Raw genomic sequence first — 12069 nt, 5'->3', positions numbered from 1 at the left:
CAGACCCGACCGGTCATCGACCTGGCCCGCGGCATCCTGATGGCCACCTTCGATCTGACCCCCGAAGCGTCCTGGGCCGTCCTGGTCACCACCTCACAGAAGACCAACACCAAACTGCACCGCCTCGCCCAGGACCTGCTCGACAGCCACCAGGGCACCGCCCTGGCCGGCACCGCACGACGGCACCTGACGGACGCGATCGCCGCGGTGAAGGCGAACACGCCCGGACCACCGAACTCACCTGCCCACGACGACACCACCCCCGGACAACGCACCGCCCCACCACTCCAATAGCCGCCTGCGACGTCTCGCCTTCGCCATCTCCGGGCGCCCGCTGCCCGAAGGTGGCACGCGAAGAGTTCGTCGGCGGCACGCAGGAAAGAGTCCGTCAGCCTGGCCGGAAGAGATCGTGTCCGGCTTGCCGCGCCGAGCCGTGCTCCGGTGGAAGCGGACCGGCTCATCGCCGCCGCCGTTCCCCCCCGACGGCAGCGACCGCTCACCGCGGCCTACCGGCCGACTGCGGTGAACATCCCCCGGCCTACGGCAAACCGATCAAGGTCATGGCCGAGTCACCCTCCTCCAAGCCGTGAACCCATCGCCCTACGCCAGTTGCCCAACAGCGGGCCGGGATGCCGAGCGCGCCGTATCGCACCAAACGATCGTCATGCCAGGACAGACGACACGTCTTTGCGGGTGCCTCACTGCCTGGACAGTTCTTCGCACCCCCGCAGCTTTCTCGCGGGCCGCTTGCAGCATGGACGGCGACATCCCTCGCTACGATCCGCCGTGCCCATGATCCCGCCGTGTGGGTCCGTGCTCGGGCCTCAGCGTTGTCGTAGAGGAAGGTGCGCGAGACGCCCGCTCATCGGGCGACGGCGGCGATGCTGGTCTGGGCCTTCTCTTGTTCGGAGCCGGGTGGTGGTCTGGTGGACCCGCTTCAGGGCGCTCTCGGTCTTGCCGCAGCGGGCGGCCAGGGTTGTTGCCGTGTGGGGCCCCGGGGAAGGTCACGGTGTTCACGCAACGGTGATCAGCCGGGCACGGATGCCCTGGCATGCACAGTGGCTGGTGTGTCTCGTCGGACATGGCGGAGTCCGGAGGCGGCAGGTGGCGCTGCACGGTCCACACCGGCTCCGGGCGGGTGTGGAGCCGTCACGGCAAGGACTGAGCCGCCCAGGCCGTACTGTCTGTGCCTCGACCCCTCACGCCCCACCGGTCACTACCGGCCCGCCGCACGCCTCGGCGAAGCCGGAGGCAGGGCGGCTGTCGCCCAGCGCCAGTACCGCACGCCGCACACGATCGGCCGTTTCGCGGTCGGCGACTCGTCCGATCGTGCCGCGGAACTTGCGGTCGATCTCTTCGTCGGTGAGCGGTCGCTGTTCGTGGCCGCGGTTGTACTGCTCACGGTGGCGCACCACTCGCCCGTCGGTGAGTGCGATCTCCACGAAACCGGAATAGGCCGACGGGAAAGCGCTGTCGGGGTCGTCGTCAACCTGTACCTTGCGGGCCAGTTCCCGGATCCGGGTGTCGGAGCGGGCGTCGGCTTCGAGTTCGTCGAGGGTCAACCGACCGCGGACCAAGGACGCGGCGACGGCGAAGGGGAGGCTGAATTTGGCGTCGTACTCGTCGCGCGGCGCCTGTTTGGCCCCGGCAGGCTCACACACCACCTTGCGTGGAACCGGGTGGATCGCGCAGCGGATTCCCGCTATGTCCTCCGCCCTCAGGGCGTGCTCGTTGCGGAGGATGAGCGCGGCGTCGGCGAAGGCGTGGAGGAAATGGCAGACGGGGAAGGGTTTCACGGCGGTGCGCAGCAGTTCCCAGCTCACGCCCAGGTCCTCGGAGACGGCGGCCGGGCGTGCGTCCCGGCTCGGCACGTGCGTGGCGTAGAGGCCGAAGCGGCCTTCGTAAACGCCGGGCGGACCGCTCCAGCCGGCCCTGGCGAAGCTCGCGGCGGTCAGTCCGCTCGCGGCGGCCCAGCCGGGATGGAAGCGCTTGGTCCACGACCCGTCCTCCAGGAACTCCATCAGGCCCGCCGCCTGTGACCCGACGATGCCCTGCGCGGTGGCCAGGCCGCCGGCGTCCAGACCCATGATCTTTCCGGCGGCGACGGCGGCTCCGAACCCTCCGGCCACGGCCGTCGGATGAAAGCCCACGTCGTGCAGCCCACCGGCGGCTCCCATGCCGACCCGGGCCATGACCTCGACGCCGAGGACGTAGCCGAGCAGCAGGTCGCGCGTCGAGGCGTTCGAGGCGACCGCGGCGGACAACGCGGCGGGCAGGACCACGGAGGTGACATGAGCGACGGCGGGCAGGTGCGTGTCGTCGAAATCCAGGCCGTGGATCAGGATGCCGTTGAGCACGGCGGCGTCGCGCGCGGTGAGCCGGTCCGCCATGCCGAACACGACGTGGTCCCCGCCCCCGAATGCCGCCAAGGCGTCGCGGGCCACGCCGGCGAAGGGGAACGCGGTGGAGGCGAAGGCGATCCCGACGGCGTCGAGCACGAGGTGGCGGGCGCGCTGGAGCACCTTGTCGGGGACGTCACCGAATTCGGTCCGTGCGACGAACTCGCCCACCTGCTCGGCCAGATACCGCTGGTCCCGGCTTTCGAGGGTCATTTCGAAGGCTCCTCTGCTCGCTGTGCCGACATCTCGTTCGAGGATCGGGGCCCAGGGCCGCCGCGGTGAAATGACCATAGGGAAGCCGACTCATGCGCGCGGCGTATGGTCGCTGGATGGAGTTACGCGAGCTGAGCTGGTTCATCACCCTCGCCGAAAGTGAGCACGTCACCGCGGCGGCGCAGAAGCTGAACATCTCGCAGCCGACGCTGTCCCGCGCGCTGGCGCGGCTGGAGCGACGGCTGGGTGTGCGGCTCTTCGACCGGCAGCAGAACCGCTTGCGCCTCAATCGCTACGGTGAGGTGTTCCACGCGCACGCCGTACGGGCGGTCGGCGAGGTCGCGTCGGCCGAACAGCGCATCCGGGCTCTCCTCGACCCGGACGCAGGCACCATCGCCCTGGGATTTCTCCACTCGCTGGGCGGCTGGCTCGTCCCCGAACTGCTGCGGGAGTACCGCACGATCGCGCCGTCGGCCGCCTTCCAGCTACGGGGGAACGCCGCCGACATCGTCGTGGACGAGGTCCGTCACCGACGCCTCGACGTCGGGTTCACCAGCCCCCGGCCGGCCGGGGAGGACATCCGCTGGGTTCCGCTGCTGGAGGAACGGCTCACCCTCCTCGTCCCCGAGAACCACCCGCTGGCCGCCCGGGCAGCGGTCACGGCCGGCGAGCTCGCGGCCGAGCGCTTCGTCACGTTCCCCCGGGCGTTCGGGGTGCGGCAGATCCTCGACCAGGTCTGCACCGAGGCGGCGTTCACGCCCCAGCTCGCCGTGGAGGGCACGGAGCTCAGCACCCTGCGGGCCCTGGTCGCGGCCGAGGCCGGTATCGCGATCGTGCCGGAGTCCCGGTCAGAGACCGCGCTCCACCCCGGCACCGTGGAAGTCCCGTTGGACGAGAACGGCGCGAAGCGGGAGGTCGGGATCGTCACCGCCACCGACGGGCCGGCCACCCCAGCCGCCCGCCGCTTCTGTGCGTTCGTTACGCGAACCCTCCGTACCCCTCATACGCCTGACGCATAGACCGGCCCAACGTCCGTCATTTCCCTTGCCGGCCACCGTGCCCGCAGGCTGGTGGGGCCCGTCGGACACGCTTCCCGCACCGTACGGCAGGACGTGCTTCCCACGCCGTACGGCAGCCGGCCGCGCCTCGTCGGGGCTCAATGGCACGTTCGTAACGAAAGGAGTGAGGAGTTGACCACCCATCCCGCCCGCCTGCTGCGTGAGCTGATCAACGGCGACGAGTTGGTCATCGCTCCAGGCGTCTATGACGGCTTGACCGCCACGCTGGTGGAGCGCGCCGGGTTTCCCGCCGCATACGTGAGTGGAGCGTCAGCTTCGGTCAGCGTGCTCGGCCGGCCCGATCTGGGACTGATGTCCGCCGGCGAGGTCGCCGCACACGTCGTCCGCCTGCGAGGCGCCACCTCGCTACCGCTGATCGTCGATATCGACACCGGTTACGGCAACGAGCTCAACGTCCGCCACGCGGTGGAGACCCACGTCCGGCTCGGTGCCGCCGCCGTCCACATCGAGGACCAGGTCTTCCCCAAGCGCTGCGGGCACCTCAACGGCAAGACCGTCGTCGGCAAGGAGGAGGCCGTACGGAAGGTCCGCGCCGCCGTCGCCGCCCGGGGGAGCCACGATCTCGTGATCATCGCCCGTACCGACGCCCTCACTCCGCTCGGCCTGGACGAAGCGATCGACCGCGGTCGCCGGTTCGCCGACGCCGGTGCCGACATGGTCTTCGTCGAGGCTCCCGGGAATCCCCACCAGCTCGACCGGATCGCCCGCAGCATCGACGTCCCGCTGGTGATCAACGTGATCGCCAACTCCCGGACCCCGCTGCTCACGGCATCCGACTACGCCGGCCTGGGCTATCGGCTGGGCATCTACCCCTTCGTGAACATCGCCGCCGCGAGCGCGGCCGTCGACTCGGCACTGACCCGACTGCGCGAGACCGGCCTGCCGCCCCGGGACGCGGCCGGCCCGGCCGAGCTGTTCGGCACCGTCGGCCTGGACGACTGGCTCCAGTGGCCCGATCGGCTCGTCACCGCACAACCACCGTCTCCTGCCCGGCCGGCGACGGCAGAGGAGGGCTCCTGATGGGTGGACAGGCATCGATTCCCCTGGTCCTCATGCGGGGCGGCACCAGCAAGGGCCTCTACCTCCACGAACGCGACCTCCCCCCAGCCGGTCAGGCACGTGACGCGCTGCTGCGCCGGCTCATGGGCTCTCCCGACGTCCTCCAGATCGACGGACTGGGCGGCTCGCGCCCGATCACGTCCAAAGTGGCCGTCGTCGCGCCGTCCGCCCGCGACGACGCCGATGTCGACTACACCTTCGCCCAGGTCGACATCGAAAGCGGCCGTGTCAGCTACAACGGCAACTGCGGCAACATCTCCTCCGGCGTGGGCCCGTTCGCGATCGACGAGCGCCTCGTCCCCGCACACGAGGGCGTGACCGAGGTCCGCATCCACAACACCAACACCGGCAAGATCCTCGTCGCGCGGGTGCCGGTCTCCGACGGCCTCGCCGAGGTGACGGGCGATCTGGCCATCCCGGGCGTGCCAGGAACCGGAGCCGAGATCGTCATGGACTGGTCGGCCACGATCGGCGCCATGACCGGGCGCCTGCTCCCCACCGGCGCCCCCGTCGACAAGCTCACGCTGGAGGACGGCCGTGTCATCGACGCCTCGATCGTCGACGCGGGCAACCCGGTGGTCTGGCTGCGCGCCGAGGACTTCGCACTGACCGGAGACGAACGCACCGAAATCAACGACGACCGCGACCTCCTCGCGCTCGTACGCGAGGCGCGCGGAAAGGCCTGCGTCCTGATGGGCCTGTGCTCCGATTGGCGTCGCGGCGACACGGACGTCCCCGCGGTGCCCTTCGTCGGCCTCGTCGCGCCGCCGTTCTCGTACCGTACCTTGAACGGACAGCGAGCCGAGGCCGGGCACATGGACCTGCGGCTCCACCTGATGTTCATGAACCGTCTGCACGAAAGCATCGCCGTCACCGCCTCGATCAGCCTCGCCGCCGCGTCCCGCGTCCGCGGCACCACCGTCCACGACGCAGCGAAGTCGCGCCGGCCCGGTGCGGTGCTGGTCGGCCACCCCTCCGCGATCACCGGCGTCTCGGTCACCGTCGATGACGACACCAGCGGCCCGGAGGTGACCTTCCGGTCGCTCGGCATCAGCCGGACCGCGCGCCGACTGATGGCGGGGCGCGCCTTCTACTCGTAGGCAGGTGCTCTGCGAGCTGAGGGCATGGATCGTGGCCCATGTCGACGAAGTGGTCGAGCCCGTAGGTGCAGGAATGCCTGTGGGAGCGAGCGCAGGGCAGGACGACGGCGCGCCCGGGGACGATCTCGGCGTAGTGGTCGGCGTTGTCGGCCGTCGGTACGGACTGGACGATGGCGTGCAGGTACGCGGTTCCGCCGATCGGGGCGAACTCATGGAATGCCGTACCGATTGTTCAAGAGCCCGGCCGGCAAGCAGGAGGTGGTTGCGCTCCAGGGCAGTTTCGTTCCGGACGACTGGGAACGGGGGACGGGTGTTCACCGCGCTGATGGGCCGGGGTGACACCGAGGAGACCTGGCCTGGGCCGTGTCGGTGGGCTCCACCATCGTGCGGGCTCCACCAACACGCCGCCGGGGCCCGCAAAAAGGGCCGCGGCCGGCGTCGCGGCCGCCGTGCGTACGGAGCGGCAGAATCTTCAGAGCGCCGTCCCCGATCTTGAATACGCGCTTCCGGCCCTCGGTCACCAGCCCGTCGTACCGCTGGCGCGGGACGGCCCCGGCCTTCTCACCTGCGGGCACCCGCACCCACTCCCCCGGAACAGGTCAGGCACGGCCCCGTGGCCGTGGAGAGAAACCGGGCGGTACGGAGTGACAGCGGCGGGCACCGATTCCCCACGTACTGCCAGTTCGAAGTCATGAAAGGTGGTCGGTGGGGTTGCTGCACAGGGCGGACGTCGCCTTGCGCCTGTGGTGTGAGGTGCGTGCCACGTGGGGCGGGTAGTCAGCGCGTCTCGCCGGTGTCGTGTCCGGTCCATGCGATGTGGTCCACGGCCAGGCCCGCGTCACCGGCCAGTGTCCCAGGAGTCATCGCGGTGAATGCCATGACCTCGCGGTGGAGATGGGACTGGTCGGCGTAACCGCACTCTGTTGCGATGCGGGCCACGCTGCCGCCTGCGGTCAAGTGGCGGGCCGCGTGGTGGAAGCGGACGAGAGTCCCGGCGCGCTTGGGGGGCAGACCGATCTGTGACCGGAACCGGGACCAGAGGCGCCTGCGGCTCCAGCCGACCTCGGCTGCCAGATCCTCGACCCTGACCTGGCCGCGACTGGCGACGATCCGGTTCCAGGCCCGGACCACCTCCGGGTCCGCCGGTGGCCCCGCCCCGCGGCGACGGGCGAGGAAGGCATCCGTCAGCGCGAAACGGCCCTCCCAGGACGGGACTTCATTGAGTTGTTCCCGCAGCCGTGCCGCGCTCCGGCCCCACAGGTCGTCGAGGGGAACACGGTCCAGCTCCGCCGGGCCGACCCCCAGCACGGTGTGCGTGACCACCGGGGACAGGTGTACCTCCACGCATGCGACGTTCTCGCCTCGCATACGCGCCGGCCCGGAGGCGAGCCCGGAGACGAGACTTCCGCGTTGTTGCCGGCCGACGGCGTCGCCCACGATCAGTGGGCCTTCACCGAACTCGACGATCAGGGTGAAGGCCGGGCGCGGGATCACCGGCAGGTCGACGGGGCCCGTGCCCCGGTCGCGGAATCCGGCCAGGCTGATGCCGCCTGTCCGACCTCGCCACGGTGGCCTCGCGACCTCCCACCTGGTGACAGCCTCACGCTCGCGCACGGAGGGTCGCATCGTCCCATGCTACGCGGAGACCGATCGGAGCATTTGTCCAAGACGCCCGGACGCGCGGGCGGTGACAGTGGGTCCATGAGCGACATCATCATCCGCAACGCCTTCCAGGCGTTGGCCAGCAATGACCACGACCGGATCTCCGCGGTCCTCACCGAGGACGCCGAGTGGCTGTCGCCCCCGGGGAACGCCACCGCCGTCGCGCTCGGGGCGACCCACCACATGGTCGGCAGGAATGCCATCGCGCGCTTCTTCGCCGAGGACTTCCCCCGTGTCTTCGGGCGTGACGTCACCGTCGCCGTCCTGGGGCTGCACGCCGATGACGAACGGGGGGTGGCGGAGTTCACCATGACGGCGACGCTCGCCGACGGACACCGATACAGCAACGACTACTGCTTCGTCTTCGAACTCCGGGACGGGTTGATCCACCGGGTCCGCGAGTACACGGACACGGCCCGCGGACACCGCATGCTCTTCGGCGAAGCTCCGCAAGAGGTACCCCGAACCGTCCATGAGCCGGTCAGCCCCGACAACCAGCAGGTCTGAACCGCCGGGCCTGCCACGGCGCGCAGTGGCCGCAACCGGCTCACCCGGGCTGTGTGTTGGGCGGGGCGCCGCTCGTAAGCCAGAGTTCACCAGTTCCTGTGTGCGATCCCGGTTCGCCGAGGGGCGCTGGCGTCGATCGCCCGCTGCTCTGGTTCGGTCCGGGGTGGCGTCGCGGCGGGTGAGCGGGCGTATGGCGCCGGGCGGGCCGGCCCGGCGGGCATCGTTGCCGGTAGGTCAGCCATGGTCAACGGGGCCGACAACGTTGGCCTGCCAGAGCTGCTGGAAGGATGCGCAGTTCACCTTGGGCCAAGGCCCCGGCGTCGCTATGGCCTTCCGCCAGGTGCCTTTCCGGGCGGCGCCCCCAGGCCGAACTGACCTGCTTCACCGGCCTGTTCGCTCTGGCCGCCGACGCCTGGCCGCACGCCGAACACCTGCGCGCAGACAGCGACTTCCACTGGTCCGACTTCAAACCTGGCCTCCACTACCAGACCCGCCCGTCATTCCCCGACCTCCCGCCCGGCAATGGCGCTCTGACGTCACGCATCTACTGCGCGAGCGAGGACGATGTGCGGCAGGCGGTCGGCTTCGCCCGCCGCCACGGTCTTGAGGTGCACGTGCGCGGCGGTGGGCACAGCCTGGCGGGGTTCTCGACCGGCACCGGCATGGTGATCGACGTCTCCGGGATCCACCACGTCCTCGTCGAGGACGGGCTCGTACGGGTCGGCGCCGGCACGCAGACCGTCGACCTGCACGACGCCCTGCGCGGCAGCGGCCTGCCCCTGCCGTCCGCGGTCGGCGCCCCGACGCGGAGGCCGATGGCAGCACGTGCGGCGGAGGCCGACAGACCGGCCACCGGAAGCGCGCCCACCATCGGAGCACCCCGGTACGGCGGTGGCCGCAGGGTCCGTGCGGTGCACTGAACGCGGCGCTACTGGAGCAGCCCGACGGCGAGGGCCATGCCCAAGAACAGCACCAGTTGGTAGGCGCTGTTGAGCACAGTGAGCCGCAGGGGCTTCTGCTCGAACGCGTTGTGCTGCGCCAAGGTCGTCAGCGAGAACCCCAGCCAGACCACGAAGCCGACGGCCGGAGCGATCCAAAGGGAGTCGCTCTCGAAGAAGCCCGTCGCCAGGGAGAGACTGCCGGCGAGCACCAGCGCCGTGAGGAGAATCGATGCCAGGAGGACCACGAACGGAGACTTGCCGACTCTCTTGGAATCCTCCTCAGTCACTCCCGTCAGGTCTCTCCAGACGCCGACGAAAGCCTTGCCGTACCAGACTCCGGCGATGGCCATCCCGACCGCAGTCGCCACCAGGACAGCCGGCCAGCTGACACTCATCTCCATGCGGGCCCCTCTCACCTTGGAAGTACCGTCGCCCGCGGAGCGTGTCGGCCCAGCACATGGCGGGTCAAGCACATCTCTTCATGGCGAGGGCGAGTGTCAGTTCGCAGTGACAGTAGCGGCTGGGGAGGAGCGGCCCCGTAACGCGACACCACGAGGAAGGCAACGAAAGACCGATCCCCGCCGGTCCGAGGCGCGGAAGGGCGCATGTCGAGTCCGGTAGGGCCGTCGCACCCCCGTGGCGGCGGCCCGGTCCCGGGTCAGCGCAGTCGCGTTGCGGCGTACGCCTCCATGGCGGCTCGCTGGTACGTGGCCAAGCCTGGTGCGATCGACTCGTACACCGCGTGCCAGTGTTCGTTCTCCACGCAGGTACGCCCGATCGCGCGGTACTCCTCGGCGGTGGCTGCCCGGATGCGGGCCAGCGTCCGGTACTGGGTGTCGGTCTCGGCCTGCACCGCGTCGGCGTCAGCGGGCAGGCCGGCGGACAGCAGGTCGGCCAGCCGGATCAGCTGCGCCGTGCGCTCGCGCTCGTCGGCCTCGCGCTCGGCCTCGCTCAACGCCGCGGCATGCCGCTCGACGGCCCCGGCCAGTTCCGGGAAATCGTGCAGGGCCCTCATGCACTGGGCGGACCGGATGCCCTCGAACAGGTTCTCCGGTCGGCTGATGCTGATCATGTCTGTGCCGTCCTTCCTGGACTGTTCCAGTTCGGCGATCGTGCGGGCGACGGTGCCGGCCAGGGCGTCCAGCCGGTCGCGCTCGGCGAGCAGCCGACGGTGGTGGCTCCGTAGGGCCCCCAGCTCGTCGACCTGCGCGGCCAGGATCCGGCCGATCTCCGGCAGTCCCAGGCCCAGCTCCCGCAGTACGAGAACCTGCTGCAGCCGCAGCAGTTGGCGCTCCTCGTAGTAGCGGTGGCCGTTGGCCCCGACCCGGGCCGGCGACAGCAGGCCGATCTCGTCGTAGTGCCGTAGCGTCCGGGCCGTCACCCCCGACATCCGGGCGACCTCCGCGATCGGCCAGGCCATCGCCGCCTCCCTCCCACGCGCTTCACCGGGCAGGTTTCCTGCCCTGCTCAGAACGGTAGGGGTTTCCGCTGCGGCAGCTTCAAGCCCGGGCTCTCGGCTTCTTGCGTGCCGATCGACGGCCGCCTGGACCCCCGCCTCGTGCCGAACCCACGCGAGGTCATGCAGTTCCGGCTGTCGGAGCTGGCGCAGCGGGTGCGGATCCAGGTACGCCGCCCAGTGCCCGCCCAGCGCCACGGCGAGCTCCGTGCGACGGCCCTGTCGGACGGGTGCTGTCGTGCAGCCGAGCACGGGAGCGAGGACAGCGGGCCGTACGTCCCCGTCGCCTGCACGAGCCGCCCCCTCCCGCAACGGAAAAAATTCGGCCACCCGCTTGCCGGCCGGTCCGCTGCCCGCCGCGCCCGGTGCCTGTTGGGCCGGGGCTTGTTCGTGGGGTCCGGGGAGGCGGGTGGCGGCTGTGCGCGGAAGGCTTGAGGTTGCTGTACGAGACTCGTACAATGTTCCGCAGCAGTACAGTCGACCGGCGAACCGGGGGTCGGGGGCTCCACGAGGCGCGGCCTCGTCTCGTGGAGGAATGGGCCATTCACCATTCCACCCGCTACCGGAGGTGCTCACCCACGCACTCCACCGCCGGACGGCATATCACGGGATTACCAAGCATTCGCAAAGAAGAGAACCGACCACTTTCGCGTCGCCGGTTCACTGTTAGGCTGAAAAGCAACTTCACGGGTGGCAGTCCGTATCGGGCTGCATAATTGGGGGTAAAAAGTGATTTCTCGTGCCGGGGGGCGAGGAGTGCCGGGGGTACTTCCAGAAGGGCGCCCAGCAGCGCCGCCCCTGTTCCCGCGGTGAGTTGAGCCGCTTCTCTTTGTGACGTCGGGCCCGCAGTAGGGCCGGCTTGTCGCTACCTTTCATCCGGGCAGCTACGGAATCTTTCAGACCCGCGCGTGCGGTCGGCCTTTCGCAGGTCGACGCGGATCGCGCAGGTTGCTCTGCCGTGCCTTCACCGTTGCCTGGATTTCTTTTCGGCGTCGCACGCCGCCCTTCATGGTACGCCGTGCTGCCCGGAATTCAAACCGCTCGGCGGTAGCCGGCCACGAAAGGTGGAACTTTCCATGAACACGAACACGAACGCAAACATGGATATGAGCACGAACGCGGACAAGAAATCCCTTGAAGCTTTGATTATCCGCTACCAGGACGAGGTCCTGAACGGCCACCGGGACGACCTGCTGACCGAGATCCTGCACCCCGACTTCCGTGGCGAGACGGACGAGTCGGCGCTGGAGATGGAGACCCAGGGCGACGACATCGAAGCGGCCCGCGACTTCATGGTCGAGCTGCGGTCGAAGGTCGCCGAACTCCGCTACACCTGCACCGAGATGCGGTGGGACGGCGACGTCCTGCGCATGCGGTGGACCGTCGGGGGGATCCACACCGGCACGCTGATGGGCTTCCCGCCCACCGGCCGGCGGTTCACCTTCAGCTACCCCAACTGGGCCCGGTTCAAGGACGGCCGGATCATCGCCGCGCAGAGCGAGTGGGACGAGAAGGAGCTCGCCGCCATCCTCGGCGCGTGACCGCTGCCGCGGCACCCGTGCCCGTCTGACGCCCGGAACCCGGCCGGGGCGGGCGGCGGCACCAGGCCGTACCGCAGGTAGTGCGCGCGGCCGCCGGCCGGAACCACGGACG

The 12069-nt window shown here is 69.9% G+C and carries 12 protein-coding genes; 7 read left to right on the top strand and 5 right to left on the bottom strand.

The genetic code is table 11. The annotated features are described in order from the left end of the window. The coding region (locus AB0A97_RS40155) for an ANTAR domain-containing protein (protein WP_361160609.1) at positions 1-294 on the top strand (294 nt) is incomplete at its 5' end. 905 nt (positions 295-1199) lie between these two features. Here AB0A97_RS40155 and AB0A97_RS40150 read toward each other — a convergent pair. After that, positions 1200-2612, bottom strand: a complete 1413-nt coding sequence (locus AB0A97_RS40150) for an MmgE/PrpD family protein (RefSeq protein ID WP_361160606.1) — start codon at positions 2610-2612, stop codon at positions 1200-1202. A 116-nt stretch (positions 2613-2728) separates the two neighbouring features. On the opposite strand from AB0A97_RS40150, the gene AB0A97_RS40145 reads away from it, so the two are divergent. The 3 genes from AB0A97_RS40145 (at position 2729) to AB0A97_RS40135 (ending at position 5850) form a co-directional block, all read left to right on the top strand. Further along, positions 2729-3631: a LysR family transcriptional regulator gene (locus tag AB0A97_RS40145; RefSeq protein WP_361160603.1), complete on the top strand. Its 903-nt coding sequence runs from the start codon at positions 2729-2731 to the stop codon at positions 3629-3631. 171 nt (positions 3632-3802) lie between these two features. Next, the gene (locus tag AB0A97_RS40140) at positions 3803-4711 is read left to right on the top strand and encodes an isocitrate lyase/PEP mutase family protein (protein WP_361160600.1); all 909 of its coding nucleotides are present in this window, start codon (positions 3803-3805) and stop codon (positions 4709-4711) included. Continuing rightward, positions 4711-5850 (top strand): PrpF domain-containing protein, encoded by a 1140-nt coding sequence (locus AB0A97_RS40135; protein WP_361160597.1) that lies wholly within the window; start codon positions 4711-4713, stop codon positions 5848-5850. Before AB0A97_RS40140 ends, AB0A97_RS40135 begins: the two co-directional genes overlap by 1 nt. Here AB0A97_RS40135 and AB0A97_RS40130 read toward each other — a convergent pair. Both AB0A97_RS40130 and AB0A97_RS40125 read right to left on the bottom strand, forming a co-directional pair. After that, on the bottom strand, positions 5801-6049 hold the full coding sequence (locus tag AB0A97_RS40130) for a hypothetical protein (RefSeq protein ID WP_361160612.1): 249 nt from the start codon (positions 6047-6049) through the stop codon (positions 5801-5803). The genes AB0A97_RS40135 and AB0A97_RS40130 overlap by 50 nt on opposite strands. 578 nt (positions 6050-6627) lie before the next feature. Next, positions 6628-7476, bottom strand: a complete 849-nt coding sequence (locus AB0A97_RS40125) for an AraC family transcriptional regulator (RefSeq protein ID WP_361160594.1) — start codon at positions 7474-7476, stop codon at positions 6628-6630. Between the two features lie 75 nt (positions 7477-7551). On the opposite strand from AB0A97_RS40125, the gene AB0A97_RS40120 reads away from it, so the two are divergent. Together AB0A97_RS40120 and AB0A97_RS40115 are read left to right on the top strand one after the other, a co-directional pair. Next, positions 7552-8019, top strand: a complete 468-nt coding sequence (locus AB0A97_RS40120; RefSeq protein ID WP_361160591.1) for a nuclear transport factor 2 family protein — start codon at positions 7552-7554, stop codon at positions 8017-8019. Positions 8020-8306: 287 nt separating this feature from the next. Continuing rightward, positions 8307-8939, top strand: a complete 633-nt coding sequence (locus tag AB0A97_RS40115; RefSeq protein WP_361160588.1) for an FAD-dependent oxidoreductase — start codon at positions 8307-8309, stop codon at positions 8937-8939. An 8-nt stretch (positions 8940-8947) separates the two neighbouring features. Here AB0A97_RS40115 and AB0A97_RS40110 read toward each other — a convergent pair whose 3' ends face one another. After that, a complete protein-coding gene (locus AB0A97_RS40110; protein WP_361160585.1) occupies positions 8948-9355 on the bottom strand; it encodes a DUF1761 domain-containing protein in 408 nt (135 codons plus the stop codon). A 263-nt stretch (positions 9356-9618) separates the two neighbouring features. Next, positions 9619-10380 (bottom strand): MerR family transcriptional regulator, encoded by a 762-nt coding sequence (locus tag AB0A97_RS40105; RefSeq protein WP_361160582.1) that lies wholly within the window; start codon positions 10378-10380, stop codon positions 9619-9621. 1112 nt (positions 10381-11492) lie between these two features. On the opposite strand from AB0A97_RS40105, the gene AB0A97_RS40100 reads away from it, so the two are divergent. After that, positions 11493-11957 (top strand): ester cyclase, encoded by a 465-nt coding sequence (locus tag AB0A97_RS40100; RefSeq protein WP_361160579.1) that lies wholly within the window; start codon positions 11493-11495, stop codon positions 11955-11957. The last annotated feature ends 112 nt before the right edge of the window (positions 11958-12069 follow it).

Source organism: Streptomyces sp. NPDC045470 (assembly GCF_040646595.1).
Classification (GTDB): domain Bacteria; phylum Actinomycetota; class Actinomycetes; order Streptomycetales; family Streptomycetaceae; genus Streptomyces.
The sequence above is the reverse complement of the archived record's forward strand: the minus strand, read 5'-3'. Positions and strand labels throughout refer to the sequence as shown.